The sequence below is a fragment of the Streptomyces sp. NPDC029151 genome (assembly GCF_055564315.1).
Genome location: NZ_JBVHWQ010000001.1, coordinates 1,830,376 through 1,856,784 on the forward strand (window position 1 = coordinate 1,830,376; position 26,409 = coordinate 1,856,784).

21 protein-coding genes and 1 pseudogene are annotated in these 26,409 nt (G+C 71.6%); 6 read left to right on the top strand and 16 right to left on the bottom strand.

The features are described 5' to 3' along the window. Nucleotides 1-6 precede the first annotated feature (6 nt). Entirely contained in the window at nucleotides 7-1,080 is a 1,074-nt protein-coding gene (locus ACZ4VF_RS07235) for a CobW family GTP-binding protein (protein WP_467923633.1), read from the bottom strand. 197 nt (nucleotides 1,081-1,277) lie between these two features. Between ACZ4VF_RS07235 and ACZ4VF_RS07240 the strand changes: the two genes are divergently transcribed. The 4 genes from ACZ4VF_RS07240 (at nucleotide 1,278) to ACZ4VF_RS07255 (ending at nucleotide 5,988) form a co-directional block, all read left to right on the top strand. Further along, nucleotides 1,278-2,534: a citrate/2-methylcitrate synthase gene (locus ACZ4VF_RS07240; RefSeq protein ID WP_467923634.1), complete on the top strand. Its 1,257-nt coding sequence runs from the start codon at nucleotides 1,278-1,280 to the stop codon at nucleotides 2,532-2,534. A 54-nt stretch (nucleotides 2,535-2,588) separates the two neighbouring features. Further along, on the top strand, nucleotides 2,589-3,530 hold the full coding sequence (locus ACZ4VF_RS07245; RefSeq protein WP_467923635.1) for a sucrase ferredoxin: 942 nt from the start codon (nucleotides 2,589-2,591) through the stop codon (nucleotides 3,528-3,530). 101 nt (nucleotides 3,531-3,631) lie between these two features. Then, a complete protein-coding gene (locus ACZ4VF_RS07250; RefSeq protein ID WP_467923636.1) occupies nucleotides 3,632-5,311 on the top strand; it encodes an ATP-binding protein in 1,680 nt (559 codons plus the stop codon). Further along, nucleotides 5,308-5,988, top strand: coding sequence for a response regulator (locus tag ACZ4VF_RS07255; RefSeq protein WP_467923637.1), 681 nt, complete (start codon nucleotides 5,308-5,310; stop codon nucleotides 5,986-5,988). Before ACZ4VF_RS07250 ends, ACZ4VF_RS07255 begins: the two co-directional genes overlap by 4 nt. A 43-nt stretch (nucleotides 5,989-6,031) precedes the next feature. Here ACZ4VF_RS07255 and ACZ4VF_RS07260 read toward each other — a convergent pair whose 3' ends face one another. The 3 genes from ACZ4VF_RS07260 to ACZ4VF_RS07270 are packed head-to-tail and all read right to left on the bottom strand — an operon-like array spanning nucleotide 6,032 to nucleotide 8,811. Then, entirely contained in the window at nucleotides 6,032-7,084 is a 1,053-nt protein-coding gene (locus tag ACZ4VF_RS07260; RefSeq protein WP_467923638.1) for an ABC transporter substrate-binding protein, read from the bottom strand. A 58-nt stretch (nucleotides 7,085-7,142) separates the two neighbouring features. Next, nucleotides 7,143-8,006 (bottom strand): ABC transporter permease, encoded by an 864-nt coding sequence (locus tag ACZ4VF_RS07265; protein WP_467923639.1) that lies wholly within the window; start codon nucleotides 8,004-8,006, stop codon nucleotides 7,143-7,145. After that, the gene (locus tag ACZ4VF_RS07270; RefSeq protein WP_467923640.1) at nucleotides 7,996-8,811 is read right to left on the bottom strand and encodes an ABC transporter ATP-binding protein; all 816 of its coding nucleotides are present in this window, start codon (nucleotides 8,809-8,811) and stop codon (nucleotides 7,996-7,998) included. Before ACZ4VF_RS07270 ends, ACZ4VF_RS07265 begins: the two co-directional genes overlap by 11 nt. A 157-nt stretch (nucleotides 8,812-8,968) precedes the next feature. Here ACZ4VF_RS07270 and ACZ4VF_RS07275 point away from each other — a divergent pair, with 157 nt between their 5' ends. Continuing rightward, entirely contained in the window at nucleotides 8,969-9,661 is a 693-nt protein-coding gene (locus ACZ4VF_RS07275) for a response regulator (RefSeq protein WP_467923641.1), read from the top strand. Nucleotides 9,662-9,679: 18 nt separating this feature from the next. On the opposite strand, the gene ACZ4VF_RS07280 is transcribed toward ACZ4VF_RS07275, so the two are convergent. The 6 genes from ACZ4VF_RS07280 to ACZ4VF_RS07305 form a co-directional block, all read right to left on the bottom strand. Further along, entirely contained in the window at nucleotides 9,680-11,272 is a 1,593-nt protein-coding gene (locus tag ACZ4VF_RS07280; protein ID WP_467923642.1) for a solute symporter family protein, read from the bottom strand. Beyond that, entirely contained in the window at nucleotides 11,269-11,814 is a 546-nt protein-coding gene (locus ACZ4VF_RS07285) for a DUF485 domain-containing protein (protein WP_467923643.1), read from the bottom strand. The genes ACZ4VF_RS07280 and ACZ4VF_RS07285 overlap by 4 nt, the downstream gene beginning before the upstream one ends. 69 nt (nucleotides 11,815-11,883) lie before the next feature. Next, entirely contained in the window at nucleotides 11,884-12,579 is a 696-nt protein-coding gene (locus ACZ4VF_RS07290; RefSeq protein WP_467923644.1) for a response regulator transcription factor, read from the bottom strand. After that, on the bottom strand, nucleotides 12,576-13,727 hold the full coding sequence (locus ACZ4VF_RS07295) for a sensor histidine kinase (protein ID WP_467923645.1): 1,152 nt from the start codon (nucleotides 13,725-13,727) through the stop codon (nucleotides 12,576-12,578). Before ACZ4VF_RS07295 ends, ACZ4VF_RS07290 begins: the two co-directional genes overlap by 4 nt. Next, nucleotides 13,724-14,245 carry a DUF1453 domain-containing protein gene (locus ACZ4VF_RS07300; RefSeq protein WP_467923646.1) on the bottom strand — a complete coding sequence of 174 codons (522 nt, stop codon included), beginning with the start codon at nucleotides 14,243-14,245 and terminating at the stop codon, nucleotides 13,724-13,726. The genes ACZ4VF_RS07295 and ACZ4VF_RS07300 overlap by 4 nt, the downstream gene beginning before the upstream one ends. A gap of 999 nt (nucleotides 14,246-15,244) precedes the next feature. Continuing rightward, nucleotides 15,245-17,368, bottom strand: coding sequence for a DNA gyrase/topoisomerase IV subunit B (locus ACZ4VF_RS07305; protein ID WP_467923647.1), 2,124 nt, complete (start codon nucleotides 17,366-17,368; stop codon nucleotides 15,245-15,247). 441 nt (nucleotides 17,369-17,809) lie between these two features. On the opposite strand from ACZ4VF_RS07305, the gene ACZ4VF_RS07310 reads away from it, so the two are divergent. Continuing rightward, nucleotides 17,810-18,040: a DUF7455 domain-containing protein gene (locus tag ACZ4VF_RS07310; RefSeq protein ID WP_053655192.1), complete on the top strand. Its 231-nt coding sequence runs from the start codon at nucleotides 17,810-17,812 to the stop codon at nucleotides 18,038-18,040. Between the two features lie 100 nt (nucleotides 18,041-18,140). Here ACZ4VF_RS07310 and ACZ4VF_RS07315 read toward each other — a convergent pair whose 3' ends face one another. The 6 genes and pseudogenes from ACZ4VF_RS07315 to ACZ4VF_RS07340 form a co-directional block, all read right to left on the bottom strand. Continuing rightward, on the bottom strand, nucleotides 18,141-19,001 hold the full coding sequence (locus ACZ4VF_RS07315) for a serine protease (protein ID WP_467923648.1): 861 nt from the start codon (nucleotides 18,999-19,001) through the stop codon (nucleotides 18,141-18,143). A gap of 120 nt (nucleotides 19,002-19,121) precedes the next feature. Beyond that, nucleotides 19,122-20,663 carry an RNA polymerase sigma factor gene (locus ACZ4VF_RS07320; protein ID WP_467923649.1) on the bottom strand — a complete coding sequence of 514 codons (1,542 nt, stop codon included), beginning with the start codon at nucleotides 20,661-20,663 and terminating at the stop codon, nucleotides 19,122-19,124. A gap of 439 nt (nucleotides 20,664-21,102) precedes the next feature. Further along, nucleotides 21,103-21,990: a FadR/GntR family transcriptional regulator gene (locus tag ACZ4VF_RS07325; protein ID WP_467923650.1), complete on the bottom strand. Its 888-nt coding sequence runs from the start codon at nucleotides 21,988-21,990 to the stop codon at nucleotides 21,103-21,105. A 162-nt stretch (nucleotides 21,991-22,152) separates the two neighbouring features. Further along, nucleotides 22,153-24,858 (bottom strand): ABC transporter ATP-binding protein, encoded by a 2,706-nt coding sequence (locus ACZ4VF_RS07330; RefSeq protein WP_467923651.1) that lies wholly within the window; start codon nucleotides 24,856-24,858, stop codon nucleotides 22,153-22,155. 152 nt (nucleotides 24,859-25,010) lie between these two features. Next, a complete protein-coding gene (locus ACZ4VF_RS07335) occupies nucleotides 25,011-25,769 on the bottom strand; it encodes an NUDIX hydrolase (protein WP_467907983.1) in 759 nt (252 codons plus the stop codon). A gap of 154 nt (nucleotides 25,770-25,923) precedes the next feature. Further along, nucleotides 25,924-26,333, bottom strand: a pseudogene (locus ACZ4VF_RS07340) (glycogen debranching N-terminal domain-containing protein); the annotation flags it as partial. Nucleotides 26,334-26,409: the final 76 nt, after the last annotated feature.

Below are 26,409 nucleotides of genomic sequence, written 5' to 3' on the forward strand. Positions count from 1 at the left end.
GGTGTCCTAGGCGGGCGGATCCTCCAGGTCGGCCTCCGCCTCGCCGGGACCCTGTACGTAGCGCAGGACGCCCCACATGCCGTGCTCGTCGGCGTGTGGGGCGCTGTCCCTGCACCCCTCCAGTTCCTTGCCGAGGGTGTCGGCGTCGATGCCGGAGCCGATCAGCACGAGCTGGGTGAGCCGGGCCTCGCGGGGAGCCCAGGGCTCGGGGTAGAAGCGCAGGAACCGGCCGACGGCGTGGACGGCGTACCGGTTGAGCGGGTCGTACGGCCCGAAGTCGACGTACCCCTTGATCCGGTACAGCCCCTCGGGCCGGCTGTCCAGGAACCGCATGAGCCGGCGGGGCTCCAGCGGCACGTCCGAGGTGAAGGACAGGCTGTCGTAGCCGGTGTGCAGGTGCCCGGCGTGGTCGTGCCCCTCCCGCCCCTGCTCGTGCAGGTCGTCGAAGGACAGCTGGCCGATGCGTTCCTCGCTCGGCCGGCAGTCGAAGAGGAATTCGGGGTCGACGCGGCCGTAGGTGGCGGGCACGACGGCGGCGCGGTCGGTGAGCGAGCGGACGAGCCCCAGGGTCCGGTCGGCGTCGGCGGCGCGGTCGAGTTTGTTGACGACGACCAGGTCGGCGAGGGCGAGGTGACGGTCGATCTCGGGGTGCTTCGCCCGCGTCTCGTCGAACTCGGCGGCGTCGACCACCTCGACCAGGCCGCCGTAGACGATGCCGGGGTGCTCGCTGGCGAGGACCATCCGCACGAGTTCCTGCGGTTCGGCCAGCCCGCTCGCCTCGATGACGATCACGTCGATGCCGGCGGCGGGTGCGGCGAGCCGGTCCAGGTAGAGGTCGAGCTCGCTCGCGTCGACGGCACAGCACAGGCAGCCGTTGCCGAGGGAGACGGTCGAGTCGCCGAGGGCGCCCGCGACGGCCATCGCGTCGATCTCGATGGCCCCGAAGTCGTTGACGATCGCCCCGATCCGGCTGCCTCCGCTGCGGTGCAGCAGGTGGTTGAGCAGGGTGGTCTTCCCGGAGCCCAGGAAACCGGCGAGCACGATCACCGGGATCTGCCGCGGACTGTGGCTGACTCCCAAGCTGTTCCCCAACGTGGCGACCTCTTTCCTCTCTCCCACGGTTTGCGGGGACCAGGATAGGAGCGGGAGGACACGCGGCGGAGTGTCCGTTCTCCGCGCGATGGATCATGCCGTCCATGATCGACTCGCGTCCGGTCAACGTTGACCTCATCAAGACGGCGGCATCCATGTGTGCACAGGCGACTACGGTGACCTCCATGCGCGATCACGACACCGCTCCCCACCGTCCCGGGCGCCGGCTGACCACCAAGGAGACCGCCGAAGTCCTCGGCGTGAAGCCCGAGACGGTCTACGCGTACGTGAGCCGCGGCCTGCTCAGCAGCAGACGGGAGCCCGGCGGCCGGGCCAGCACCTTCGAGGCCGGCGAGGTGGAGGCCCTCGCCCGCCGCAACCGGCGGGAGGCGGCCGCGACCCCCGGTTCCGGCGGAGACCTGTCCGTCCGCACCCGCATCACGCTGATCGACCAGGACCGGTACTACTACCGAGGCGTCGACGCCGTCGAGCTGGCCACCCGCCACTCCTACGAGGAGGTCGCCGAGTGGCTGTGGACGGGCCGGCCGGCCCCCGGGGTGGTCTTCGCCGCGCCCGAGAACACCGTGGAGGTAGCCCGCCGCGCCGTGGACGCCCTGTCCGAGCACGCCTCCCCCGTCGACCGCCTGAGGGTGGCGGCGATCGCCGCAGCGGCCGAGGACCCGCTGCGCTTCGACCTGTCCGAGGAAGCCGTCCTCGACACGGCGCGCATCCTCATCCCGACCCTCGTCGCCGCGCTGCCGCCGGCCGCACACCGGCAGAAGGACGACGGCCCGCTGGCCCATCGCCTGTGGTACCGGCTGACCGGCCGCCCGGCCGACGAGGCCTCCCTGCGCGTGCTGGACACCGCGCTGGCGCTGCTCGCCGACCACGACCTGGCCGCGTCCACCCTTGCGGTGCGCGTCGCCGCCTCCGCCCGGGCGCACGCGTACGCGGCCGTCTCGGCGGGGCTCGGCGTGCTGGAGGGGCCGCTGCACGGCGCCGCCAGCGGTCTGGCCCACCGGATGCTCCTGGACGTGCTCGACCGGGGCACGGCGGTCCCGGTGATCGCCGCGGAACTGCGCGCGGGCCGTCGCGTGCCCGGCCTCGGCCACCGGCTGTACACGGGCGAGGACCCCCGCGCGCGGGTGCTGTTCGGCCTCCTGGAGCAGATCCCGCGCGCGGAGTCCGCGCTGCTCGCGGCCCGGGACATCGTCGCCACCACCGCCCGGCACGCCCCGCTGCACGCCAACGTGGACCTGGCTCTGGCGGTGTTCACCGCGTCCTCCGGCATGCCGGCCACGGCCGGGGAGACGATCTTCGCCGTCGCCCGGACCGCGGGCTGGATCGCCCACGCCCTGGAGGAGTACGGCGAGCGCCCGCTGCGCATGCGCCCCAGTGGCCACTACGTCGGTCCGCGCCCGCCTCGAACCCTCCCGGACTAGGACACGGCGGCGGCCGGAAGTCGCCCTTCGGGCACTCAGGTTAGGCTCACCTCTGTGAGTAGGTGTGCGACCGTCTCCCGAAGCCTCGACGAGCCGATCTCCGGCACGGCTGCCACGGCGACGACATGGCTGCTGCTGGAACAGCCCGGCCCGTGGGGTGCCAAGGCGCTGACCTCCAGCCACCTGGACCCCGCGCTGGGCCGGGCCCTGGAGGCCGCCGCCGACGGAACCGGCGTGCGGATCGCGCTCATCCGGCACCCCGGGCGCCATGCGGACCCCGGCACGCCCCCGGTCCGGCAGGTGTACGCCGCACACACCGTTCCGGGACGCGTGTGGTTGCACAGTGCCACCACCCGCGATCCGCGGCGGCTGCTCGACCTGGACTTCGCCGGCCTCGGGAGCGGCGACCACCGTTCCTTCGGCGCGGTGCTCGACGGGCGGCCCCACCGGGGTGACCCGCTGGCGCTCGTGTGCACCAACGGCAAGCGCGACCGCTGCTGTGCCCTCCTCGGCCGCCCCCTCGCCACCGAGCTGGTCGCCTCCGGGGTGCGCGGCGTCTGGGAGGTCACCCATCTGGGTGGACATCGCTTCGCGCCGACGGTGCTCGTGCTGCCGTACGGCTACGCCTACGGCCGCGCCGAGGCGCACACCGTCAAGGAGGCCCTGCACGGCGTGCGGGAGGGACGTGTGGTCGTGGAGGGGTGCCGGGGGTGTTCCGCGTGGGAGCGGCCCGGCCAGGCGGCGGAGCTGGCCGTGCGGTCGGCCGCGCACGAGTACCGGACGGGTGTGCTCAGCGTCGTACGGACCGACGGCGCGGCTCCGCGCTGGGAGGTCACCGTCGGCCACACCGACGGCCGCCGGTGGCGGGTCACCGTGGCGCAGGGCGCGTCGCTGCCGCCCCGCCCGGAGAGCTGTGGCGCGACCGTGCTCGGCGCGCCGGCGCGGATGGATGTGGTCGAGGTACGCGAGCTGAGGCCGACGGCGCTGGCCAGCTAGCCGGGCGGCACCCGCCGTCCATCATTGATCAACAGGTGGATCAAGAGATCCACACCACACCCGCTGGGGCACCTGCGGACGGCCCACGTACCGTCGTGGGCATGAGCCCCACTCCCCCCGCCCGCCGCCTGCGCCTCGGACTGCCCCGGCGGATGTTCTCGCAGGTGCTGCTGATGCAGGTGGCGATCGCGGCGGGCGTCGCGGTGCTCGCGACCGGGCTCTTCCTCGCCCCGCTGAGCAAGCAGCTGGACCAGGAGGCGATGCGCCGCGCGCTGGCCATCGCCGAGACCACCGCCCAGGACCCGCAGATCGCCGAGGGGGTCGTCACCACCGCGCCGTCCAGGAACGGCCCGGTGCAGCGGGAGGCGGAACGGATCCGGCGGGCCACACACGCCGAGTACATCGTGGTGCTGAACCAGGACTGGGTGCGCTGGTCGCACCCCACGCCCTCGGAGATCGGCCACCGCGTCTCCACCGACCCCACCGACGCCCTGGGCGGCCAGGAGGTCATGGAGATCGACCGGGGCACCCTGGGGCGCTCGGCACGCGGCAAGGTGCCCCTCTACGACGCCGGTCACCACATCGTCGGCGCGGTCTCGGTCGGCATCGCCTACGACAGCGTGCGGGCGCGGCTGATCAGCGCCATCCCGGGGCTGTTCGCGTACGCCGGGGGCGCGCTCGCGGTGGGCGCGCTCGCCGCCTGGCTGATCTCGCGCCGGGTCCAGCGGCAGACCCGGGACCTGGCGTTCTCCGACATCTCCGCGCTGCTCGCCGAGCGCGAGGCGATGCTGCACGGCATCCGGGAGGGTGTGGTCGCGCTCGACCGAGCCGGTCGCGTCCGGCTGCTCAACGACGAGGCGCGACGGCTGCTGGGCATCGGTGACGAGGCCGTCGGGCGGACCCCCGACGAGGCGCTCGGCGCGGGCCGTACGACGGACGTGCTGGCAGGACGGGTGACCGGCACCGACCTGCTCACCGTGCGCGGTCAGCGCGTCCTGGTCGCCAACCGCATGCCCACCGGGGACGGCGGCGCCGTGGCCACCCTGCGCGACCGCACCGAACTGGAGCAGCTGGGGCGCGAACTCGACTCCACACGCGGGCTGATCGACGCCCTGCGCGCCCAGGACCACGAGCACGCCAACCGCATGCACACCCTGCTGGGGCTGCTGGAGCTGGAGATGTACGACGACGCCGTGGAGTTCGTCGGCGAGGTGGTCGGGGACCACCGGGCCACCGCCGAGCAGGTCACCGAGAAGATCCGGGACCCGCTGCTCGCCGCGCTGCTGGTCGGCAAGGCGACGGTGGCGGCCGAGCGCGGGGTCGCCCTGTGGGTGTCGGAACGCACCCGGCTCCCGGACCGGCTGATCGACCCCCGGGGGCTGGTCACGGTCGTGGGCAACCTCGTGGACAACGCCCTCGACGCGGTCGCGGGCACCCCGCACGCGCGTGTGGAGGTCGAGTTGCGCGCGGAGGGCCGTACGGTCGTCCTGCGGGTGCGCGACACGGGCCCCGGCATCCCCGTGGAGCAGCGGGAGGTGGTCTTCACGGAGGGCTGGTCCACCAAGAAGCCGCCGGCGCACGGCAAGCGGGGTATCGGGCTGTCCCTGGTGCGCCGGCTCGCCGAGCGGCAGGGCGGGAGCGCGACCGTGGGCACGGCGGCCGGCGGTGGCGCGGAGTTCACCGTGGTCCTGCCCGAGGCGCTGACCGAGCCGGAACGGGAACCCGCCGTGTCCGAGGCGTCCGTCAAGAGCGCTGCCGTCGCCGAGGAGGAGGCGCGATGATCGAGGTCCTGGTCGTGGACGACGACACGCGCGTCGCCCGCGTCAACGCCGCCTACGTGGAGAAGGTGCCCGGCTTCCGTGTGGCCGGCGAGGCCCACAACGCGGCCGAGGCGCTGCGCCTGGTGGAGAGCCTGCCGCGGCTCGATCTCGTGCTGATGGACCACTACCTGCCCGACGACACGGGTCTCGCGGTCGTCCAGGAGATGCGCCGGCGCGGCCACCAGACCGACGTGATCATGGTGACGGCGGCACGGGACGTGTCGACCGTGCAGGCGGCCATGCGGCAGGGGGCGTTGCAGTACCTGGTGAAGCCGTTCGCCTTCGCCGGTCTGCGGGCGAAGCTGGAGGCGTACGCCGAGCTGCGGCGCACCCTGGACGGCGGCGGCGAGGCCGAGCAGGCGGAGGTCGACCGCATCTTCGGCGCCCTGTCCGCGCCGTCGGAGCCCGGGCTGCCCAAGGGGCACTCCCCCACGACGGCCGAACTGGTGCGCCAGGCACTGCTGAGCGCCGAAGGCCCCCTGTCGGCTCAGGAGATCGCCGAGCGGACCGGGGTGAGCCGGCAGACCGCCCAGCGGTACCTGAAGCTCCTGGAGCGCACCGGCCGGGCCCGGCTGACCCTCAAGTACGGCGACGCGGGCCGCCCGGAACACCGTTATGTGTGGGCGACCCGCGCCTGAGGACTCACGCGGCGGGGTTCACGCAGCAGGACTCATGGACGGGTCACTTGACCGCCTTGACGAACTCTGTCGTGTACGTCTTGCTCAAGTCGACCTTCGCGTTCTTGATGTTGGGGTTGAACGCCTTGAGGACCTTCTCGACGGTCTCGGGGCCGCCCTGGGGCATCACCCCGTCGTCGGTGAACATCGGCAGGGTGCTCTTGATGGCCTGCGCGTACAGGGCCTTGTTGCCCTGGGAGTAGTCGGCGGGCATCTTGGCGGCGATCTCGTCGGCGCTGTGCGTGGACATCCACTTGAGCGTCTTGACCAATGCGTTGACCAGCTTCTGGACGGTGTCCTTGTGTCCGTTCACCCAGTCCGTCTGCATGTACAGACTTGACGAGGGATACGGCCCGCCGAGCGCCTCCTGAGACCCCTCGGGGGTGCGCATGTCCAGGAGGATCTTCCCGGCCTTCTTGTCCAGGATGGTGGCGACGGTCGGATCGGTGGTCATGCCGCCGTCGATCGCCCCCTTCTGGAGCGCCGCGATGAACGTCGGCCCCGCGCCCACCGCGACCGGCGTGAACTCGCTGATCCGCACGCCGTTCTTCACCGCCAGGTACTTGGTGAGGAAGTCGGTCGAGGATCCGAGGCCGGTCACGCCCAGCTTGCGGCCCTTGAAGTCCTTGGGCGAGGTGAGGTCGCCGGCGGCCTTGTCCGAGACGACCTCCACCTCGCCGGGAGCGTGCGAGAACTGCACGACCGACTCCACCGCCTTGCCCTTCACCTGCAGGTCGAGCGTGTGGTCGTAGAAGCCGACCGCGCCCTGCACCTGGCCGGAGACGAGCGCTGTCTCGGCCTGGACGCCGGCGGGCTCGCTGAGGAGCTGGACGTTCAGCCCCTCGGCCTGGAAGTAGCCGAGGCGCTGGGTGAGCATCGCGGGCAGGTAGATGACCTTGTCCAGGCCGCCGACCATGATCTTGACGCTCTCGCCCTTGCCGCCACCGCCGCCGGTGTCGGCCGTCGAGCTCGCCGCGTCGTTGGCGCAGGCGGTGAGGGAGGAGAGGGCGAGGAGTCCGGCGGCGGCCAGGGAGGCGCGGCGGGCGGTCTTGCGCATGCGGTTCACGTCCTTGTGAGAGGGCGGTACAGGGGTGGGTGAGGCGGCGAGGGCCCGGTCAGCTGTCGGAACCGGAGGGCTTCCAGCGGAAGATGCGGCGCTCGGCGAAGGTGAGCAGCCCCTCGGCGACGAGGGCGACGACGGCGAGGATGACCATCGCGGCGTACACCCCCGCGGCGTTGAAGGTGTTCTGCGACTGTGCGACGAGCAGGCCGATGCCCTTGGTCGCGCCGATGTACTCGCCGACGATGGCGCCGATGAGCGCGAAGCCGAAACTGACGTGGAGGCTGGTGAAGATCCAGCTGGTGGCGGACGGTACGACCACCTGGAGGGTCACCCGGCGGTCGCTCGCGCCCAGGATCCGGGCGTTGGCCACGAGGTTGCGGTCCACTTCGCGGGCGCCCTGGAAGGCGTTGAAGAACACCGGGAAGAAGACGAGCACCACGGCGGAGGCCACCTTGGAGGACGGCCCGAGGCCGAACCAGATCAGGAAGATGGGCGCCAGCACGATCCTGGGGATCGAGTTGAGCACCTTGATGTATGGACCAAGGACCTCGGCGAGCAATCTGATCCGCCCGAGCGCGATGCCGAGGACCACACCGGCGACCACGCCGATGACCCAGCCGAGCAGCGCCTCGTACAGCGTGTACCAGATCTGCTCGCCCAGGGAGCCGAGCGCTGTCCCGTGGGCGACCCAGGTGTGGATCTGGTCCCAGATCTGCGAGGGCATCGAGAAGTTGAACGGGTCGATGACCTTGGCGCGGGAGAGTGCCTCCCACAGGCCGAGGACGGCCACCAGGAGCACCACGCGTGCCGCGTTGACGAACACCTTGCGCCGGCGTGCGGCCTGGGCTCGGGTCTGCGCGCGACCGGGTGCCTTGACGGCGTCGACGACCGGCGTGCCGAGGACCTCAGGCGGCATGGGCGGCACCCCTCTCGCGGGTGATGCGGACCTCTTCGCCGAGGGACTCCCAGATCTCGCGGTAGATCTCGATGAACCGCGGCTCCAGTCGCACCGACTCGACCTTCCGCGGGCGGGGCAGGCCGATGTCGAAGACCTGCTTCACGGTCGCGGGTCCGGCGGTCATCACGACGACCTTGTCCGCCAGCGCGATGGACTCCTCCAGGTCGTGGGTGACGAAGACGACGGAAGCGCCGGTGCCCTCCCACAGCTCCAGCAGCTCGTCCGACATCAGTGCCCGGGTCTGCACGTCGAGCGCCGAGAACGGCTCGTCCATCAGCAGGATCTCGGGGTCGTTGACGAAGGTCGCCGCCAGGGCGACGCGCTTGCGCTGACCACCGGAGAGCTGGTGCGGATAGCGGTCCTCGAACGCGGCGAGTCCCACCCGGGCCAGCCATTCACGGGCCTTCTGCCTGGCCTCCGCCTTGGGCACACCCCTGAAGCGCGGGCCCGCCATGACGTTCGACAGGACCGTCCGCCAGGGGAAGGTGGCATCCTGCTGGAAGACGAAGCCGACCTTGTCGCCGACGCCGTCGACCGGCTCACCGGCCACCAGCACCTCGCCCTCGGTGGGCTCCTCCAGGCCGCTGACGAGGGTCAGCGTGGTGGACTTCCCGCACCCGGTCGGCCCTACGACGGCCACGAACTCGCCGCGCTCGACGGTGAGGTCCAGACCGCGCACGGCCGTGTGCAGTCCCCCGGACGGGGTTCTGAAGGTCTTGCTCGCGCCCCGCAGCTCGATGGCGGGGCTGGTGTGTGCGCTCATGGGCCGGGACGGTAGGTGTGGCCCCGGCCTCGGCAGCAGTCTTGTGAGCGCAAGCCGTTCTTTTGCTCGCAAGCACCTGTTGTGCTCGTTTTGCTCGCGCTACAACTGCGGAGCCGAACACGGGCTGCACGCTCGCCGGCCTTGAAGGAGAGGCCTGATGATTGACGTCCTGGTGGTCGACGACGACTTCCGTGTCGCTGAGATCAACGCCAAGTACGTGGGAAAGGTTCCCGGTTTCCGGGTGGCCGCCCGCGCGCACAGCGCCGCGCAGGCCCTGAGCGCCGTCGAACGCGGCACCATCGACCTGGTCCTGCTCGATCACTACCTGCCGGACCGGACCGGCCTCGAGCTCGTGCACCGCATGCGGGAGCAGGGGTACGGCACCGACGTCATCATGATCACCGCGGCCAGTGATGTGACGACCGTCCAGCAGGCGATGCGCCTGGGCGCCCTGCACTACCTGGTCAAACCGTTCACCTTCGCCGCCCTGCGGGCCCGCCTGGACTCCTACGCCGCCCTGCGCCGCACGGTCGACCGGGTGGGCGGCCGGGGCCTGACGGGTCAGGAGCAGGTCGACCGGATCTTCGGCGCCCTGCGCACCACCCCCGCGCCCACGGCACCCGGCCTGCCCACCGGCCACTCCGAGCCCACGACCGACCTCATCTGCGGTGTCCTGCACCGCGCCGGCCACCCGCTCTCGGCCCACGAGGTGGCCGCCCGGACCGGCCTGAGCCGCTCCACCGCCCAGCGCTACCTCCGCCACCTGGAACAGGCGGGCCGACTCCGCCTCTCCCTGAAGTACGGCGACACCGGCCGCCCCGAGCACCGGTACGCCTGGGTGACGCCCTGACCTCGGCGGCGGCCGGTGCTAGACGGCTCCGGCCCCGGTCAGCGAACGCACCTCCGTCTCGGCGAACTTCGCTTCGTCCGCGACCTCGTCGGAGGTGACCGTGCCCAGCCAGCCCGCGAGGAAGCCGAGCGGGATGGAGACGATGCCCGGGTTGTCCAGCGGGAAGTACTGGAAGTCGACGGCCGGGAAGAGGGAGTCCGGGCCGCCGGAGACCACCGGCGACAGCAGCACCAGCCCGATCGCCGGAACCAGCCCCCCGTACACCGCCCACACCGCGCCTCGCGTCGTGAAGCCGCGCCAGAACAGCGAGTACAGCAGGACCGGCAGGTTCGCCGACGCGGCGACGGCGAAGGCGAGGCCGACCAGGAAGGCGACGTTGAGATCGCGGGCCAGCAGGCCGAGCGCGATCGCCACGACACCGATGCCGACCGCCGCCCACCGGGCCACGGCGACCTCACCGCGGGTCTCGCCGTGCCGGCGGCGCAGCGACGCGTACAGATCATGGGCCACCGAGGCCGAGGAGGCCAGCGTGATGCCCGCGACCACCGCGAGGATCGTGGCGAACGCCACCGCGGCGACCACCGCGAACAGCACGGTTCCGCCGGTGGAACCCGCTCCGCCGCCCAGGTCGAGAGCGAGGAGCGGCACCGCCGTGTTCCCCGCCGCATTGGACCCGCGTACGGCACCCGGTCCCACCACCGCCGCCGCGCCGAATCCCAGGACGATCGTCATCAGGTAGAAGCTGCCGATCAGACCGATGGACCACACCACGGAGCGACGGGCGGCCCGCGCGGTGGGCACGGTGTAGAAACGGGACAGGATGTGCGGCAGTCCGGCCGTGCCCAGCACCAGCGCGAGCCCCAGGCTGATGAAGTCGAACCGTGCGGTCCAGTCCCCGCCGTACTTCAGTCCCGGCGCCAGGAACGCCGTCCCGTGCCCGCTGCGCTCCGCGGCCGTGAGCAGCAGCCGGTCGACGTCTCCGTGGAACCTCAGCAGGACGAGGACGGTCAGCACGACCGTCCCCCCGAGCAGCAGGACCGCCTTCACGATCTGGATCCAGGTGGTGGCCCGCATCCCTCCCAACGACACGTAGATCACCATGAGCGCCCCGACTCCGATGACCGTCCAGGCCTGCGCCGCGGCGCTCGTCCGCCCCAGCAGCAGCGCCACCAGACTGCCCGCGCCGACCATCTGCGCCACCAGATAGAGAACGGACACCGTGACCGAGGAGGTTCCCGCGGCGATCCGCACCGGCCGCTCGCTCATCCGTGCGGCCACCACGTCGGCCAGCGTGAACCGCCCGCAGTTGCGCACCAGTTCGGCCACCAGGAACAGCACGACGAGCCACGCCACCAGGAATCCCACGCAGTAGAGCAGCCCGTCGTACCCGTACAGCGCGATGAGTCCGGCGATCCCCAGGAAGGAGGCCGCCGACATGTAGTCGCCCGCGATGGCAAAACCATTCTCCATCGGGGAGAACAGCCGCCCGCCGGCGTAGAACTCCTCCGCCGAACCGTGCCGCCGGCGGCTCACCCAGGTCGTGATCCCAAGGGTGACCGCGACGAACCCGGTGAACAGCAGCAGCGCCAGCGTCTGGTGGTCACCGGTCACCGGGCCCCTCCCCGCGCACCACGGGCCAGTTCCTGTGTGTCCCAGCGCAGCTCCAGCGCGGCCCGGTCCCGGCGCAGCCGCGCGTGCCGGGCGTAGGCCCAGGTCAGCAGGAACGTGGTGAGGAACTGCCCGAGCCCCGCGAGCATCCCCACGTTCACCGCCCCGGCCACGGGCCGGGCCATGAATCCGGGCGCCGTCGTCGCGGTGACCACGTACCCCACGTACCAGACCAGGAAGCCGACGGCCCCCGGCACCACGAAACGCCGGTACCTCCCCCTCACCTCCTGGAACGCCGCACTGCGCTGCACCTCGACGTACACGTCACGGGCGCGCGCCGCCGTCGCGCCGGGCTCGCCCCGCGCGGGCGGCACGGCCGGCGCCGGCGTCCCAGTGCCGTCCATGCCGCTCCAGCACGAGGCCGGCGCGTCATGCCAGGGGTCCTCGAACGTGACGTCGCGGGGGGGCGTAGCGCTGTCTTCCTCGTTCCCGGCCGGTCTCTCGGGACCGTCCCCAGCACCGCGGGGACCGTTGCTTGACTGCATGCCCAAGGATGGACAGACCGGAAGGATCTCTGACTTCTCTTCCTCCTGCTCTTCACCCCATCAGGTGACTCACCCCGTGGGTGGCCGCACCAGCCTCTTGCTATAGGCGTACCGCACGGCCTGCGCCCGGTCCTTGAGGCCCGTCTTGGCGAAGAGGTTGTTGATGTGCGTCTTCACGGTCGCGGTCGACACATGCAGTCGGCGGGCGATCTCCTGATTGCTCAGGCCTTCGGCGATCAGCACCAGCACCTCGGTCTCGCGCGCGGTCAGCCCGTCGGGCGCTTCGTCCGCCGCGGGGACCGATTCGGGCTCGGGCTCGGGCTGGGACAGCCGCTCCAGCAACCGTCGCTGCACGCTCGGCGACAGCCCCGCTTCCCCCGAGAGCACGCTGTGCACGGCACGTACGATCTCGTCGCCGCCCGCGTCCTTGGTCAGGTATCCCCGGGCGCCGGCCCGCAGCGCGGGGAACAGCGACTCGTCGTCCGCGAAGGTCGTGAGCACCACCACCTGGGTCCCCGGGTACTGGGTCCGGATCCGCCGGGTGGCCTCCACGCCGTCGCAGCGGGGCATCCGGAGGTCCATCAGGACGACGTCCGGAGCGAGTTCGGCGACCAGCCGCACCGCCTCCTCGCCGTCTCCCGCGGACCCGACGACCTCCACACCCGGCAGCAGCCCCAGCAGCATCACGATGCCCTCACGGACCACGGTCTGGTCGTCGGCCACCACGACCCGCGCCGGCTTCCCCGCCTCCTCGGCCGCCGTCATCCGGGTACCTTCAGCGTCACCACGAACCCCTCCTCGTCCGGACCCGCGTCCAGCGAGCCGCCCAGCAGTTCGGCGCGCTCGCGCATACCCAGCAGACCGTATCCGGCTCCCGCTCCGGTCAGTTCGCCAGGCCGCCCGCCCGAGTCCCGGACGTTCAGCGTCACTTCGTGCTCGCTGTAGTCGAGCCGTACGGCCACCTTGGCGCCCTGGGCGTGCTTGCGGACGTTCGTCAGTGCCTCCTGTGCGACCCGCCGCACGGCCTGGGACGCCTCGGCCGGCAGAGGTCTGCGTTCACCTGTGACGGTGACCTCGGCCCCGTCGGCCGTACTGACGAGTGCGGTCAGGAAGTCCTCCAGCGGGGTCAGCTCGCCCCGCAGCGCGGAGAGCGCCTGCCGGGTCTCGGCGAGTCCGTCGCGGGCCATTCCTCGGGCGGCCACCACCCGCTCCAGGATCCGTTCGCGCTCCGCGCCGTTCTCGATCAGCAGCCGGGCCGCCTCCAGGTGCACGAGCTGTGCCGAGAGGCTGTGCGCCAGCACATCGTGGATCTCCCGTGCGATGCGGGCCCGCTCGGCCAGTGCCGCGGACTCGGCCTCGGCCGCGCGGGCGGCACGCTCCTGGGCGAGCAGCCGCTGCGCACTGCCCCGGGCTTCCGCGTCCAGTCGCAGGACGTACCCCGCGAGCGCCATACCGGCCGCGGTGGCGGCCGTGGTCAGCCAGACGTCGTTGTTGAACGCGGAGTACGAGGCCAGCGCCACCGACGTCACGGGGACCGCGGCGCCGAGCGGCAGCCGCTCCAGCGCCGCGACTCCGCAGCCGCACCAGATCAGGAGCGCGGGGCCGGTGAATCCGCCGGCCTCGGCGGCGACCGCGATGGCCAGGAGCACCGCTATGAGCAGGAGGGACGACACCAGCCGGTGCTGGTAGGTGGTGCGGAACAAGGCCCAGGCGACGAGACCGGTGACGATCACTCCCGCCGCTGCCGCGAGCGTTCCCCACAGGCCGACGTGCCTCTGGGTGAAGGCGCCCCACAGGAGCAGGGCCAGCGCGAGCAGTCGCACGATCCAGGCGAGCAGTCGCCGGGGCCGGGGCGTTCCCGCGCGGCCGAGCGCTTCGCGGGACGGCCAGCGTGTCCAGGCGTTCTCGGTCACACGCGCTCCTTCCAGGCCGGCTGCACGCCGCCACCGTACGCGGGGGCGGGAGCACTCGTGGTGCCGATGGACTGGGCCCGCCAGGCCAGGATTCCGCCTCGGACCAGGAGGGTGCAGGCGAGTCCGAGCAGCAGCGACGAGCTGTCCTGGTGGATGCCGAGTGCGAAGCCGAGGGCGAAGGTGCCGACGCGCAGGGCCACGCCCACACCCCACACGGCGATGCTCGCCTTGGTGCTGCTGCTCCATATGACGCCGTCCGACGCCGTCCAGATGCGGGTGGTCCAGCCCCAGCCTGCGCCGGTGGCCAGGCCTATGAGCAGCTCCACCGTGAGGAGCGCGGCGGATTCGGTGCGGTGGTGGGCGTCGAGCACGCCGGGCTGGCGCAGCGCGACGACGGCGATCACCACGGGCAGAAGCCACCAGCGCCGGTTCGTGTCGATCGCCCGGGTGCGGAACTGCCGGGCGATCACCACGGCGAGGACGGCCACGATCACCAGTGCGTTGACGAGCCCGGGCATCAGAGCCTCCGTGAGCGGGAAAGTGATGCCGGCAGCGGGCGCTGCCGACGCCTTCGAAATTACGGAAACCCGCAGGCCGGGAGATCGGAGCCGGGGTGGATCGGGGGTGGAATCTCGCAGCGGCTCGCCTCCACCCAAGGGTGGAGACCTCGTGTGGACCGGGCCGATGCCGGAGGGGGTGAGTGGGCGAGCGGGCGGGTGGAGTGGGCGAGCGGGGGTGGAGTGGGCGGTACGGCGTGGCCCGCTGGCGAGCGGTGATCAATCGTGGCGGGGCCGGCAGCGGGCCGGTCCGGCCCAACTGGAGGCCGCCCGTCATCCATCTCGCCGCCGCCGGAATCGGAGCCGGTCCGGCCGGCTCAGCCACCGGGTACCGGGGGGGGTGGCTCGTCCCCGAGACGGCCCACTGTGATGACTCGGCGCCCGGCCCCGGGGATGCAGCCGCAGATATGTCCCCCCGCAGGCGTCCGGCCCCAGAGGTCGCACTGCCTGCGTCCGACCCCAGATGTCGGCCCAGCCGTATGACCACGGGCGTCCGAACCGCGGCGATCTGACGCCGACGGGCAGGGAAGCCAAGCCCGCTCACTGCAAACGGGTCCTCCCGGACCCGCCGGCCCGCTGCCGGCCGAAGGGTCACCGACGGATCACCGACGGATCACCCACGGGCCAGGAAGGGACACCTGGCCGGCGACGAGCGCCAAGAGCCCCCTGGCCCGCCGATGCGACGCCGACGGACGTCTCATTCCGCGCCGGCCACCCATCCCCTCCGGCACTCAGCCCGTCCGTCACCCGGCCCCTCATCGCACGCCGCACATGCCGCTGTCAGACCGGCCGGCGCACAGGCTCCCGTCCGCGTCGTCCGGCCGCCGGAAGGGTCCGCTCTCGGCCAGGAGCCCCGTCTCCGCCGCTGCCGTCCGTGGGGGCGCCTTCCTGGAACGGCACCCCCCACTCGCAGCAGGCCCTCGGCAGCCACAGCCCACCGGCGAGGGGCGGCGTAGGCGGTTACGCGTCGATGCGCGACCGGTCCAGCGTCGCCGCCGAGCTGGAGATGAACTCCTTGCGGGGAGCCACCTCGTTGCCCATCAGCAGGTCGAAGACCTGTTCCGCCGCCTCCAGGTCGGAGAGGTTGATGCGGCGCAGGGTGCGGTGGCGCGGGTCCATCGTGGTCTCGGCCAGCTGGTCGGCGTCCATCTCGCCCAGACCCTTGTAGCGCTGGATGGAGTCCTTGTACCGGATGCCCTTGCTCTGGAATTCCATGAGCTTGTCGCGCAGCTCGCGGTCCGAGTACGTGTAGACGTACTTCTCCTGGCCCTTCTTCGGCTGGATCAGCTCGATGCGGTGCAGCGGCGGCACGGCGGCGAAGACCCGGCCGGCCTCGACCATGGGCCGCATGTAGCGCTGGAACAGGGTGAGCAGCAGGCAGCGGATGTGGGAGCCGTCCACATCGGCATCGGTCATCATGATGATCTTGCCGTAGCGGGCCTGGTCGATGTCGAAGGTGCGGCCCGAGCCCGCCCCTATGACCTGGATGATCGCGCCGCACTCGGCGTTCTTGAGCATGTCGGTCACCGACGACCGCTGCACGTTGAGGATCTTGCCCCGGATCGGCAGCAGGGCCTGGAACTCGGAGTTCCGCGCCAGCTTGGCCGTGCCGAGCGCGGAGTCGCCCTCGACGATGAACAGCTCGCTGCGGTCGACGTCGTCGCTGCGGCAGTCGGCCAGCTTGGCCGGCAGGGACGAGGACTCCAGGGCCGTCTTCCGGCGCTGTGCGTCCTTGTGCTGACGGGCCGCGACCCGGGTCCGGGCGGCCGCGACCACCTTCTCCATGACGACCCGGGCCTGCGCGGCGGCGTCCCGCTTGGTGGAGGTGAGGAACGCCTTCAGTTCCTTGGAGATCACGTTGAAGACGATCCGGCGAGCCGCGGAGGTGCCCAGCACCTCCTTGGTCTGGCCCTCGAACTGCGGCTCGGCCAGACGCACGGTGACGACCGCGGTCAGGCCCTCCAGGGCGTCGTCCTTGACGATGTCGTCCTCGGCCACGCGCAGCAGCTTCTTGGCCCGGAGCATCTCGTTCATGGTCTTGGTGACGGCCTGCTCGAAGCCGGCCACGTGCGTGCCGCCCTTGGGCGTGGCGATGATGTTCACGAACGACCGGAGGGTCGTGTCGTAGCCGGTGCCCCAGCGCAGGGCGACGTCGACGCCCAGCTCGCGGGTGACCTCGGTGGGGGTCATCTGGCCGTGCTCGTCGAGGACCGGGACCGTCTCCTTGAAGGTGCCCTTGCCCGAGAAGCGGAGGACGTCGCAGATCGCCTTGTCGCTCGCCAGGTACTCGCAGAACTCGCTGATGCCGCCGTCGAAGCGGAAGGACTCCTCGCCCTTGCTGCCGCCCTCGCCGAGACCGAACTCGTCACGGACGACGATGGTCAGGCCCGGCACCAGGAACGCGGTCTGCCGGGCGCGCTGGTGCAGGTTCTCCAGGGAGAGCTTGGCGTCCTTGAGGAAGATCTGCCGGTCGGCCCAATAGCGCACGCGCGTGCCGGTGCGCGTCTTGGGGATCTTCTTGGTCTTGCGCAGGCCGCTCTTGGCCTCGAACTTCGCGTCCGGGTTGGCGGAGGCGAAGGCGCCGGGCACACCGCGCCGGAAGCTGATGGCATGGGTGTGGCCGCCGCGGTCCACCTCGACGTCGAGGCGGGCGGAGAGGGCGTTGACCACGGAGGCACCGACGCCGTGCAGACCGCCGGAAGCGGCGTAGGAGCCGCCTCCGAACTTGCCGCCCGCGTGGAGCTTGGTCATGACGACCTCGACGCCGGACAGGCCTGTCTTCGGCTCCACGTCCACGGGGATGCCGCGGCCGTTGTCGCGCACCTCGACGGAGCCGTCGTCGTGGAGGACGACCTCGATGTGGTCGCAGTAGCCGCCGAGGGCCTCGTCCACCGAGTTGTCGATGATCTCCCACAGGCAGTGCATCAGACCGCGACTGTCCGTCGAGCCGATGTACATACCGGGGCGCTTGCGCACGGCCTCAAGGCCCTCAAGGACGAGCAGGTGCCGCGCGGTGTAGTTGGAACCGTCCCGGTCTGCTCCTGCCAGCAGCGCTGTGGACGGCACGGACGTATCGGCGGTCACGCGGTTCGCTCCTCGCTGAATTTCAGGTGGCCCCCCTTTGGGTAAGGGGGCGGCTTCGGTCGCCGCTCAGAGGGTACCGAGCCCTGGTAGAGCCGGTGTAACGCCACCCTCGTCGGCAACTCACACTAGTCCAGACTCGCATACGTGTTCGATCCCTCGATGGAGTGAAGTACACATCACGTTCCCTTCGAGGCATGAACCATTTAGGCTCCGGGCACGTCCTCATGAACAACCGGCAACCCGGCCGGGAGGACCGAGACAGCAAGACAGCGCGAACCCGTACGCATACAAGAGACGCAATACGGCACATTCGCCGCCAACCGGCAGCAGACAGCCGCCCCGGAAAGATTTTTTCGAGGAAAAGCCACGAGCGGGAACGTTTTCGGGCTGGTTGGATGTTGACCCTGGTACGACAGCTCGTCGAGCTAGAGAAGAGGCGACGTGACTACTGTTCTGACCCCCGCGAGCCCGCTGACGGCCGCCGATCGCTGCGACCGATGCGGCGCCCAGGCATACCTGCGCGTGGTCCTGCTCAGCGGCGGAGAACTGCTCTTCTGCGCCCACCACGGTCGCAAGTTCGAGCCGGAACTCAAGAAGATCGCCGCTGAGATACAGGACGAGACGGAGCGGCTCACGTCCGCTCCGAACACCGCTTCCGACGAAGAGCGCTGAATCTCGCACACACGACGAGCCAGCCCCGGCACAGGCCGGTGAACGGGCGGCCGCTCCTCTCCAGGAGCGGCCGCCCGTGCTCATGCCCCCGCATCCGCGCTCACGAGCGCGTGACGGGCCGTCCCCGGCCCCTCCTGGCCGCCTCAAGGACCCGTACGACCTGGGAGACGCGCGTGTAGACGCCGGGGAGTCCCGGCCGCCCGCAGCCGCTCCCCCACGACACGAGGCCGATCAGCCGCCCCTTGGCCACCAGCGGCCCGCCACTGTCCCCCTGGCAGCCGTCGGGCCCGCCGGCCGCCTCACCGGCGCACAGCATGGTGCCGGCCCGGTAGGTGCCGTCGGGGCCGCCGGGGTAGGCGCGTGCGCACAGCTCGTCGGGCAGCACACGCACGCGTGCGGCGCGAAGCCGCCGTGCGTACGTCCCTGCGCCGGTCGTGTCGCCCCATCCGGACACGATGGCCCCCGTGCCCGGCGCGTAGGCGGGGTCGCCCGAGCCCGCCATGGCGACGACCGCGCTCTGCGGCAGCTCTCCGGCAAGGCCGAGGACCGCGAAGTCGCCGGAGTTGGTCGTGATGTCGTACGCGGGATTGACCCGGATGTCCCGTACCGGGATCTCCTGGCCCTCCCCGGACAACAGGTCCGTGCGCCCCGCGATGACCTTGAGGTCACGCAGACGGTCGGGCGCCACCCCGAGGACGTCCTGGGCCAGACAGTGGGCCGCGGTGAGCACCGTGCTGCGCCCGATGGCCACAGCTCCGCAGAACTGCCCCGCCCGCATGCCGCCGAACAGGTCACGGCTGGCCAGTGCCACCGTCCACGGAGCCTGGGAGACGTCTATCGGAAACCCGCCGACCACCACGCTGTCGGCGACCGCGGGAGGGGCGCTCGCCAGGGGTATCGCGGTGACGGTGGCCGCCAGGGCCAACGGCAGGATCAGTGCCCGGGCAACGGAACGGCGCATGCATGCTCCTCACTCTGTGGTCCTCCTGGACACCCAGGGTGATCCACCCGTCGCACGCGCGCAGCACGAAGGCCCGGCTCCCGTGCAGGGAACCGGGCCTACGCCGTCCGGCAGCGGGACCTAGTCGAGGTAGTCGCGCAGCACCTGCGAACGCGACGGGTGGCGCAGCTTCGACATGGTCTTGGACTCGATCTGGCGGATGCGCTCGCGCGTCACGCCGTACACCTTGCCGATCTCGTCGAGGGTCTTCGGCTGACCGTCGGTGAGACCGAAGCGCATGGAGACGACGCCCGCCTCGCGCTCGGACAGGGTGTCGAGGACGGAGTGCAGCTGCTCCTGCAGGAGCGTGAAGCTGACCGCGTCGGCCGGGACGACGGCCTCGGAGTCCTCGATGAGGTCACCGAACTCGCTGTCGCCGTCCTCGCCCAGCGGGGTGTGCAGCGAGATGGGCTCACGGCCGTACTTCTGGACCTCGATGACCTTCTCCGGGGTCATGTCCAGCTCCTTGGCCAGCTCCTCCGGGGTGGGCTCGCGGCCCAGGTCCTGGAGCATCTGGCGCTGCACGCGCGCGAGCTTGTTGATGACCTCGACCATGTGCACCGGGATACGGATGGTGCGGGCCTGGTCGGCCATGGCACGGGTGATCGCCTGACGGATCCACCAGGTGGCGTACGTGGAGAACTTGTAGCCCTTGGTGTAGTCGAACTTCTCGACCGCGCGGATCAGACCGAGGTTGCCCTCCTGGATGAGGTCCAGGAAGAGCATGCCACGACCGGTGTAGCGCTTGGCCAGGGAGACCACCAGACGGAGGTTGGCCTCCAGGAGGTGGTTCTTGGCACGGCGGCCGTCCTCGGCGATGATCTCCAGCTCGCGCTTGAGCTTCGGGGCGAGCTTATCGGCGTTGGCCAGCTTGTCCTCGGCGAACAGGCCCGCCTCGATGCGCTTGGCCAGCTCGACCTCTTGCTCGGCGTTGAGCAGGGGGACCTTGCCGATCTGCTTCAGGTAGTCCTTGACCGGGTCGGCGGTGGCACCGGCCGCGGCGACCTGCTGCGCGGGCGCGTCGTCCTCGTCCTCGTCGGACAGGACGAAGCCGGCGCTCTCGGCACCCTCGGGCTCGTCGGCGACCTTGGTGTCCTCCAGGACCTCCTCGTCGAGAAGCTCGACGTCGTCCTTCTTGGCCGTGGTCTTCTTCGCGGCCGTCTTCTTCGCGACGGCCTTCTTGGCGACCGTCTTCTTCGCGGTCGTCTTCTTGGCGGCCGCCTTCTTGGCGGGTGCGGTTTCCTCGGCGGAATCAGCTGTGACCGGGGCGGCGGGCGCCGCGGGGGCGGCCGTGGTGGCGGTGGCCTTCCTCGTGGTCACCGTCTTCGCCGCGACCGTCTTGGTGGCGGTGCGCTTAGCCGGGCTCTTCGCTGCGACGCTCTTGCGGGTGCGCTTGGGCTCTGCGGCACTGACCATCAGCGTCACACCCTCTTCCTCAAGAATCTGGTTGAGGCTGCGCAGTACGTTCTTCCACTGAGTGGCCGGAATCTGGTCAGCTTCGAAGGCCCGACGCACATCGTCGCCGGCGATCTGCCCCTCAGCCTTTCCCCGCTCAATGAGCGCCATGACAGAGACGGACTCGGCGATCTCCGGCGGGAGCGTACGGGATGTGCTGGCCGACACGAACAACCTCTCGGAACGTTGGAAAACGGCTTCCGGCACCGTCCACTGCGGACAGGAGCCGACCACCGGCCTTGGGGATGGGCCGACGGCGCGGGCGGGGGCCGGGAAGATGCACAGCGCCTGGTGTGGCGTCCGTATTCCCTCCGCGGCTGTCACCTCTTAGGTCATCGCGCTGTCTCCACGAGCGTTACGCCCAATCTACGTGGCCCGAGTCACACCCCGTAAGCGGTCAAAAGCGGTCAGACATGCACAAGTGAGATCAACGGCGCCCTCTGCCCCGGTCACATTCAAGAGGTACGGCGTCCGTCGCACCGCCGGACCCCGCCGGACCCCACATGGTCCGACGGGGTCCGGCGACGGCCGGCATCCGGGCCGGCGTCGTCACGAGCACCACCAGCACGCCGCACACCGACGACCGCACCACACACCCTCGCGGGGGTCAGTGCTCGCGGGGGGCGGGTACCACGCGCTCCACCTCGGGGTGGACCGTCAGCAGCTGACGCATGGCCGCCTCCGCCGCCGTACCGTCGCCGGTGCCGAGCGCGTCGACGATCCGCGCGTGCTGCGCGAGGGAGGCCTCGTTGGGCCGGTCACAGCCGGTGACCGGGCCGCCGGAGACCTGGAGGGCCGCCGAGACGATGCCGGAGAGGTGCTCCAGCATGCGGTTGCCCGCGATCTGGATGAGCAGCGCGTGGAACTCGGTGTCGGCGCGCGAGTAGGTGAGCGCGTCGCCCTGCGCCATGGCGTGGCTCATGATCTCGACCATGTCGCACAGGCGCTGCTGCACCTCCTCGCGCCCGTGCCCGGCGGCGAGGCGGGCGGCGAGCGGCTCGATCGTCCACCGCAGCTCGCTCAGCTCCCGGCGCTGGTCGTCGCGCTGCGGCCCGAAGGCCCGCCACTCGATGATGTCCGGATCGAGGAGGTTCCAGTCGCTCACGGGACGCACGCGCGTGCCGACGTTCGGACGGGCGCTGACCAGGCCCTTGGCCTCCAGGACCCGGAGGGACTCGCGGACGACGGTGCGGGACACCTCGAACCGCTGGCCGATCTCCTCCGGCACCAGCGGGCGGTCGGCACCCAGGTCGCCGGAGACGATCATCTGTCCCAGCTGCTGGACGAGTTGGCCGTGCAGTCCGCGCCCGCGGCTGCCCGCGGCACGCCGGCCCACGCGGCCCAGCTCGGGATCCCCGGTGTCCCAGGCCGGCGCGCCGACGCGGTCGGCCACGGGAGCCTCGGCGTAGGGGTAGCGGTCGAGTTCGCCCGGGCCGGCCAGACCTGAGTCTGCGGGGCGGGCGGCGGTCATCATGGTGTGCGCAAGGGTACTCACGGATCCTTTGTCGGCGCCGGTTCCAACTCCCTTGAGGTCTTTGGTGAAAAGCACACGAAAGGGTGATCGCTCACCCCGTCGCAATTGACGCCTTATCGGAAAGAAATGGGCTTTCTTCGGGGAGTTGTGGGCATAGGGGAACCATAAGTGTACGGAGCGTAGTCATCGGGGCCGGGTGCGCAGCGCGGTGAACAAGTACGCGCAGAGCAACGCCCCGAGCGACAACGCCAGCGCGCCGCCCACCGGTTGAGCGAGGATCCGCGCGGCCGCGAGCAGGTACCGCTCCCCTCCGAACGGCCACTGCAGCAGGAAGACCTGCCGCATCCGCGCCGGGAAACCGGCGGCCAGACGCACGGCCGGGCCTTGCAGGGCCTGGTGCAGGAGGGGGGCGACGAGGACGGGTACGGCGAGGACGGCGGCCAGTCCGGCCGTCGTGGACCGGAACACCCCGGCCGCCAGAACCCCGGCCCAGGCGCAGCCGACGACCAGCCCGAACCAACTCGCGGTGAGCGAGAGCCAGTCCGCGGGAACCTGTGTGAGCTCCCGTCCGTAGACGACGTAGAGCACTTCGACGTCGCACCCCACGGTCAGGAAGGCGAGCAGGGCCGCGGCGGCTCCGGAGACGATCAGTTTCGCGGTGAGCAGCCCCAGCCGGCGGGGGACGGTGCCCCGGTCCGCCGCCAGGGCGGGGTGGCGGAACTCGTCCCCGAAGGCCAGCGCACCGATCAGCCCCGCCGCGAGCGCCGCGGGCGGCAGCGGCAGCTGCCCCGGCCACGCCGCGAACAGCCGCGCCCGCGGGGTGTGACCGATCCGCGCCAGGAGGACGGCGATGAGCGCGGACACCACCAGTACGGCGCCGCAGGTGAGAAAGCCGGTGCCGATCCCGGTGGCGCGGCGGATCTCGTAGCGGAGGGGGCGCAGCGGGCTGGGAGCGGGGCGGACGGAGATGGGGGGCGGGAGGGGGGAGGGAGCGGCGAGGGGGCTGACACCGTCGGGGCCGGCCGCGCGGTCGGCCTGCGGCCGCCCGGCGCCGGGGGTCCTGGCGCCGGGGAGGAAGGTACGCGTGCCGGTCAGGGTCGTCGCGGGAGTGCGGGTGCCGTCGGCCTGCGGCTCGGACGCCGTCGCCACCGTGCCGGGGCCGGCGGCGGGGGTGGCCGTCGGGTCGGCGGACCGGCCATCGGCGGCTCCGGAAGTCGCCTCACCGGCACCGCCACCGGGCGTGGCAGCCTCACCGGAGACGGAGACGCCGTTCACCGTGGCGTCGGCCGCGGCGGCCGCAGTCGGCGGGGCATGGCGGGTGGGCGCGGCGGCGAGGGGCAGCGGGCGATCCTGCACGGTCCCTTGGTCAGCAGCTTGGCCGCGTGCGGTCCACTCGCTGTCGGCGGCTCCCATCGGCGCCGAAAGGCCGGATTCCGGTTGCCGTTCTCCGGCCGGGGAGGGACCGGCGGCGGCCCGCTCCGTCCCCGTCGCCGACGGGTCGGCCGGTGTGCGTTCCCGCCGGTTCGACGTGGTCCCGGACGCGGTGGCGTTCGCCGACGGGCCATCCGCAGCCGGGGTCTCCGTATCGGGCGCCGTCCGGTCGAGGGCGAGGACGCGGGGTTCGGCCGCTTCGGTGCCGGGCGTCGCGACGCCCGGTGTCACCGTCGGCTCCTGAGTGCGCCGCTCCCACCCCGTAGAGCCCGCCGTCGTGGTCGCCCTCAAAACCTCCTGCCTCGCGTGCTCGGGTGCCGTCGGCCGCGCACCCGTGGCCCGGCCGGGCTCCTCGGACGAGCCACCGACCGCGGAGAAGCCGAACGCCGGACGTCCGCGCCCCGCCCACGCGCGACGGGTCGAGCCCCGTTTCCGTTCCCCGTCCCGGGCGTCGGGGGCCGCCGTGTGCCGCTCCGCCGAACCGCGATCCGGGTGGACGTCCCGACCCACCGCAGCTGCGTCCGGGACCACTTTCCGGGGCTCGGCGGAGCACTCGCCCTCGCCGCCGTCGGCACCGCTGCCCGGCCCCGTGTCGCCCACTTCATCGGCGAGTTGGTGGACGAGGATGCCGTTACGGAAGGCGATCTCACCGACGTCGGCGGTGGTCGTGCCGTACACCGACAGGCGGTTGCCGTCCTCACGCACGACTTCGACGGAGCGGCGGGCGACCCGGGCGTCCTTGGCGAGCAGGGCCGCGAGGCGTGCGGCATGGGGACTGCGGACGGCGACACGCGGGCGCAGCCGGGTGCGGGCGAAGGCTTTGGCCTCCTGGTCGGCGACGAGCCGGCCGCCGTCGAGGGTGACGACCCGGTCGGCGGTGCGTGCGGCCTCCTTGGGATCGGCCGTGGTGAAGAGCACGGTGCCGCCCTGGGCGGCGTGGGCCCGCAACATGCCGTGCAACCACTGGGCCTCCCGGACGGAGAGACCGTCGGTGGGTTCGTCCAGGACGAGCGTGTGCGGGTCCGGCAGCAGGGCGCAGGCCAGGCCGAGCCTGCGGTCCATGCCGCGGGACAGGGTGCCGAGGCGCTCTTCGCGGAGACTGACGAGACCGACCACTTCGAGGACCTCGTCGGCCCGGCGGGCGGGCACTCCCGATGCGGCGCACAACATGCGCAGATGGCCGCGGACCGAGCGGGCCGGGTGACCCGGTACGTCGCCGAGGAGAACGCCGACTTCCCATGAGGGGTGGGCGGTCAGATGGAGGGGGCGGCCTCTGAAGTACGTGATGCCGCGCCCCTGTTGGAGCTCAAGCATCAGTTTGAGCACCGTCGTCTTGCCCGCGCCGACGCTCCCGAGGAGCGCGGTGACATGCCCGGCGCGCGCTTCGAAGGAGATGTCGTCGACGGCGGGCGGTTGCGCCTTGCGGGGATTGCTGGTCAGTCCGAAGGCCTGGATCACCTGCAGCAAGATAGCGCGACATGTCTGGTTTTTCGGGTATAAGCCGCTTTGCGGGACGATGCCGCGTGGCCCGTCGTCCCCCTGTCCACCGTTCGACGGAGTCGGCGCCCGGCAGGGGCGGCCGGCGCGACGACCGTCCGGTGACCCGCCCGTCAGACCTCCGGCCGCAGCATCGGCGGGTTGAGCAGGGTGGCGCCGCCGGCGCGGAAGAGCTGGGCCGGCCTGCCGCCCTGGCGGGTGGTCGTACCTCCCGTCGGGACGAGGAAGCCGGGGGTTCCGGTGACCTTGCGGTGGAAGTTGCGTGGGTCGAGCGCCACACCCCACACCGCCTCGTACACCCGGCGCAGCTCTCCGACCGTGAACTCGGGCGGGCAGAAGGCGGTGGCCAGCGACGAGTACTCGATCTTGGAGCGAGCGCGCTCCACTCCGTCGGCGAGGATCTGGGCGTGGTCGAAGGCGAGCGGTGCCACGGGTTCGCCGTCCCGGCCGTATCCGCCCTGCTGGAGCAGTTCCTCGACCGGGGCCCAGCGGGCGTTGCTGGCGTCGCCGCCGGCACGCGGCGCGGGCAGGTCGGGCGCCAGCGCGAGGTGCGCGACACTGACCACGCGCATGCGCGGGTCCCGCTTGGGGTCGCCGTAGGTGGCGAGCTGCTCCAGATGTGCTCCGTTGTCCTGGGCCGGGGCCGAGGGGTCATGGGCGCACAGCCCCGTTTCCTCGGCCAGCTCGCGCGCCGCCGCCTGGGACAGGTCCTCGTCGGCCCGTACGAAGCCGCCGGGCAGCGCCCAGCGCCCCTGGAAGGGAGGCTCGCCCCTGCGGACCGCCAACGCGCACAGGGCATGACGGCGCACGGTCAGCACGACCAGGTCCACGGTGACGGCGAAGGGCGGAAAGGCTGACGGGTCGTAGGGCATGCGGCGATCATAGTCGTCTCCCTGACGATAAACACTCCCTCCATCGGGCGCATCGGTGGTGGTTCCGCTTCATCGCGGTATGCGACGCAGGGCCCCCTCGCGCTTCGTCGTCCGGTGTGTCGCATGAGGTCGTACGAGGTCCCCCTCCTTCACAAAGGATCACGGAGGCCGCCGCAGTAGCCGCCGGACGGCAGGCCGCGGGATGCGGCAGGGTCCGGTGGTAGCGGAGCGCTGTTCGCCGGAGAACATCTCCGGGAGCCGGTGGCCGAAGTGTTCCGCCGCTCCCAGCAGCCCTTTCAGAGGGCCGACCGCTTCTCTCTCGTGGCCGGCCGCCGCCAGCCCGGCGACCGCGAGTGCGGTCTCATGGACCCGCACGGCTCCGGTGCGGTGGCCGAACGGGTTGGGTCCCGCTTCCTTGGGCCCCGGACCACGCGGTCCCCACCCCGTGTCCATGACGGGAGTGGCGAGCAGCCGGGCGAGGTGTTGTGTGCGCACCTTGTCGAGCAGTCCCGTGGCGGGGCTGCCGGCACCGAGCAGGCCGGCGTCCAGGAGGTGGACGGCGGTGAGGGCGCTGCGGCGGTGGGCGGTGACGCCCCCGCTGTCCGCCGTGGGCCCGGCCGCCGTCCCGGCGCGAGCCGCA

Bases quoted from the DNA above. Each gene is read 5' to 3' on its own strand.
- ACZ4VF_RS07335 (WP_467907983.1), bottom strand. From the start codon at position 25,769: ATGCCCTACGACCCGTCAGCCTTTCCGCCCTTCGCCGTCACCGTGGAC.
- ACZ4VF_RS07270 (WP_467923640.1), bottom strand. From the start codon at position 8,811: ATGAGCGCACACACCAGCCCCGCCATCGAGCTGCGGGGCGCGAGCAAG.
- ACZ4VF_RS07315 (WP_467923648.1), bottom strand. From the start codon at position 19,001: ATGCGCCGTTCCGTTGCCCGGGCACTGATCCTGCCGTTGGCCCTGGCG.
- ACZ4VF_RS07260 (WP_467923638.1), bottom strand. From the start codon at position 7,084: ATGCGCAAGACCGCCCGCCGCGCCTCCCTGGCCGCCGCCGGACTCCTC.
- ACZ4VF_RS07240 (WP_467923634.1), top strand. From the start codon at position 1,278: ATGCGCGATCACGACACCGCTCCCCACCGTCCCGGGCGCCGGCTGACC.
- ACZ4VF_RS07275 (WP_467923641.1), top strand. From the start codon at position 8,969: ATGATTGACGTCCTGGTGGTCGACGACGACTTCCGTGTCGCTGAGATC.
- ACZ4VF_RS07290 (WP_467923644.1), bottom strand. From the start codon at position 12,579: ATGACGGCGGCCGAGGAGGCGGGGAAGCCGGCGCGGGTCGTGGTGGCC.
- ACZ4VF_RS07255 (WP_467923637.1), top strand. From the start codon at position 5,308: ATGATCGAGGTCCTGGTCGTGGACGACGACACGCGCGTCGCCCGCGTC.
- ACZ4VF_RS07265 (WP_467923639.1), bottom strand. From the start codon at position 8,006: ATGCCGCCTGAGGTCCTCGGCACGCCGGTCGTCGACGCCGTCAAGGCA.
- ACZ4VF_RS07250 (WP_467923636.1), top strand. From the start codon at position 3,632: ATGAGCCCCACTCCCCCCGCCCGCCGCCTGCGCCTCGGACTGCCCCGG.
- ACZ4VF_RS07300 (WP_467923646.1), bottom strand. From the start codon at position 14,245: ATGCCCGGGCTCGTCAACGCACTGGTGATCGTGGCCGTCCTCGCCGTG.
- ACZ4VF_RS07285 (WP_467923643.1), bottom strand. From the start codon at position 11,814: ATGCAGTCAAGCAACGGTCCCCGCGGTGCTGGGGACGGTCCCGAGAGA.